This is a genomic window from Pseudoxanthomonas taiwanensis (assembly GCF_010093135.1).
Lineage (GTDB): Bacteria > Pseudomonadota > Gammaproteobacteria > Xanthomonadales > Xanthomonadaceae > Pseudoxanthomonas > Pseudoxanthomonas taiwanensis.
In genome coordinates this window covers 1-2,923 of the sequence record NZ_PDWK01000124.1, presented here as the reverse complement: position 1 = coordinate 2,923, position 2,923 = coordinate 1, and the positions used below count along the sequence as shown (strand labels likewise).

Sequence of the window (2,923 nt, the reverse complement as noted above, 5' to 3'; positions counted from 1 at the left end):
TGCGTCCGTAAGGCGGGGAAACCCGCCAAAAACCGCCCTGCACGGGCGAAATCCGGCTCGAAAGCGACGCCAGGCCGGCGCCACGATGCCGCAATCCGGGCGGCAGAGCGGGTTGTTCAGACCTTCCCAAGCGCAAGCTCGAGCACCTGCGCCGCTGGCTGGACGCCACGCCGACCCACGCGGCGCTGCGTGCCCGCTAGACTGGCGGGATGGAACACGTCGAATTCGAGCTTCGCGGCGAGTACGTCGAACTGAACCAGCTGCTCAAGCTGGTGGGCCTTTGCGACAGCGGCGGCGCCGGCAAGATGCTGGTGGCCGCCGGCGCCGTGCGCGTGGACGGGCAGCCCGAGCTGCGCAAGACCGCCAAGATCCGGGCCGGCCAGACCGTGGCCGTGGACGGCGTGGAGATCCGCGTCGTCGCCGGCGCGGACTGACCGCCGCTCCGGCGCCTACAATGCCCGCCAGAAGCGGCCGCGGCGGCCGCACCCCGCGACCGGACGGATGAAAGCGCGCCTGCCCCACTGGATCATCGAATGGCTGGACGTGATCGTGCTGGTGGGCCAGGTGCTGCTGATCGTGCTGGCCGCCTGGCTGCTGCACCGGCTGGTGCGCGCACTGGTCGCGCGCCTGTGCCGGCGCCAGGGCCTGCCGCCGGAGATGGCCACGGTGATGCGCCGTGTGTCGGCCACCCTGGTCGGCTTCTCCGCCCTGCTGCTGGTGCTGCAGCGCCTGGGCGTGTCGGCCACGGTGCTGTGGACCGCGTTCACCAGCTTCGCGGCGGTGGGCGCGGTGGCCTTCTTCGCCGCCTGGAGCGTGCTGTCCAACATCTTCTGCACGGTGCTGATCTTCACCACCCGCCCGTTCCGCCTGTACGACCACGTCGAACTGCTGGAAAACGGCGAGAAGCCCGGCCTCAAGGGCAGGGTGGTGGACGTGAACCTGATCTACACCACCCTGCAGGAGGTGGACGGCTCCGGTGCCACCGGCAGCGTGCTGCAGGTGCCCAACAGCCTGTTCTTCCAGCGCACCGTGCGCCGATGGCGCGGCACCGCCATCCCCGAGGCCTGGCTCAGGCCGAAGGACAGGGACGCCGGCGAGGCCGCGGCGAAGGCGGGCTGATCAGCGCAGCTGGCTGTCCTTGCTGCCGCGGCGGTTGTAGGCGCTGAAGGCGGCGTCCTCGTCCTGCGCCTGCTGGCACGCCACGCACAGGCGCACGCCCGGCACCGCGCGGCGCCGCGCCTCCGGGATGGGTGCGTCGCACTCCTCGCAGCGCTCGCGACCCGGGCCCTGGCCCAGGCGCCGCCGTGCGCGCTCGACCGCATCGTTGATGGTGGCGTCGATCTGCTCGTGGACCGCGCCGTCGCCTGCCCATCCGGTCGCCATGGTGGCCTCCCGTGACTGCTTCCGACTGCCCAGGTTGCACCGGCGGCCGTGAACGACCGCCCAGCGCCCGGCTCAGGCCTTGCGCAGGAACTCGGTGCGCAGGACCAGGCCCTTGATCTTGTCCGAATTGCCCTCGATGTGCTCGGGATCGTCCTCGACCAGGCGGATGTTGCGGATCACCGTGCCCTGCTTGAGCGGGATCGAGGAGCCCTTCACCTTCAGGTCCTTGATCACGACCACGGTGTCGCCGGCCGCCAGGACGTTGCCGTTGCAGTCCCGCACCACCACCGCGGCCTCGGCGGCGGCTTCCTCGGGATTCCATTCATGGCCGCAGTCGGCGCACACCCACAGGGCACCGTCCTGGTAGGTGTTGTCGAGGGAGCATTGCGGGCAGCGGGAGTGTTCGGACATGCGCGGCTGTCGGCTGGCGGAAAGGCCCGCCATGATGCCCGCCCCGGCCGGCCGCCGCCAGTCCGGGGCGCCCCCATGCTGCCGGGTCGGACGGCACCGGACCGGAAGGAAAAGGCCGCCACGGCGCCCGGCCGTGGCGGCCTCCTCTGTCCCCAGGGGCGGGAACTCAGCCGTGGCGGGCGTGCCACAGGCGCAGCAGCTCGGCCTCGCGCCCGCGGCTGATGCCGGCGCGCGGGCTGGCTTGGCGCTCGGCCGGCAGCGACCGGTACCAGGCCAGAAGGTCGGCGACGGTGGTCGCGAACAGGCGATAGGTCAGGCCGGCGGCCACGGCGCGCGCGTTGCTGACCTGGCCGTAGCCGGCATACGGGCCGGACTTGCGCCAGACCCAGATCGGCAGCTGCACCTGGTGTTCATCGAGGAACTCCGGGCTGACGTGGGTCAGCGTCATCGCGCTGCCGGTCACCGCCTGGCAGCCGTGCAGCGCCGCGTCCATGGTCAGCGGATAGTTCGGGCCGACCGCGTTGAAGGTGCCGCAGGTGCCGGATTCGGCCAGCCGCACCACCCACTCGGCCAGATCGCGGGCATCGATCACCTGGATCGGATCCTGGCCGTCGCCCGGCACCAGGATCTCGCCGCCGTCGGCCACGCGCAGCGGCCAGTAGGTGAAGCGGTCGGTCTCGTCGCGCGGGCCGACGATGTAGCCCGGGCGCACGATGGTCACGCGCTGGCCGAATTGCCTGTGGGCCTCGGCCTCGCTCAGGGCCTTCAGCGGGCCGTACAGGTTCTCCATGTCCGCACGCAGCGTCTCCAGCGTCTCGGCCATCGCGTCGCGGCCCTTGTACGGGACCAGCGGCGCGTCCTCGGTGATGCCCGCCCTGCTGCCGTCGGCGTACACCGAGATGGACGAGATGAAGATGTAGTGCCCCACCCTGCCCTTGAGCACCTTGCCGGCATCGCGCACCCAGAACGGCAGGCTGGTCGGGTTGTCGATGCACACGTCCCAGGTGCGGCCTTCCAGTGCGGACAGGTCGCCGGTGTTGCGGTCGCCGAACAGCTGCTCGACCTCGCCCGGCCATTCCGGCGAGGGCCGCTTGCCGCGGTTGAACAGGGTCACCTTGTGCCCGCGCGC

At 71.3% G+C, this 2,923-nt stretch carries 5 protein-coding genes; 2 read left to right on the top strand and 3 right to left on the bottom strand.

Annotation, left to right across the window (positions count from 1 at the left end):
* Positions 1-209: 209 nt before the first annotated feature.
* On the top strand, positions 210-434 hold the full coding sequence (locus CR938_RS14060) for an RNA-binding S4 domain-containing protein (RefSeq protein ID WP_162125586.1): 225 nt from the start codon (positions 210-212) through the stop codon (positions 432-434).
* A 67-nt stretch (positions 435-501) separates the two neighbouring features.
* Positions 502-1,119 (top strand): mechanosensitive ion channel family protein, encoded by a 618-nt coding sequence (locus tag CR938_RS14055; protein WP_162125585.1) that lies wholly within the window; start codon positions 502-504, stop codon positions 1,117-1,119.
* Here the strand turns inward: CR938_RS14055 and CR938_RS14050 are convergent, their stop codons facing one another.
* The 3 genes from CR938_RS14050 to CR938_RS14040 all read right to left on the bottom strand — a co-directional run.
* The gene (locus CR938_RS14050) at positions 1,120-1,383 is read right to left on the bottom strand and encodes a DksA/TraR family C4-type zinc finger protein (RefSeq protein WP_162125584.1); all 264 of its coding nucleotides are present in this window, start codon (positions 1,381-1,383) and stop codon (positions 1,120-1,122) included.
* A gap of 72 nt (positions 1,384-1,455) precedes the next feature.
* On the bottom strand, positions 1,456-1,794 hold the full coding sequence (locus CR938_RS14045) for a zinc ribbon domain-containing protein YjdM (protein WP_162125583.1): 339 nt from the start codon (positions 1,792-1,794) through the stop codon (positions 1,456-1,458).
* Positions 1,795-1,960: 166 nt separating this feature from the next.
* A partial coding sequence (locus CR938_RS14040; RefSeq protein ID WP_162125582.1) for an NAD-dependent epimerase/dehydratase family protein occupies positions 1,961-2,923 on the bottom strand: 963 nt, incomplete at its 5' end.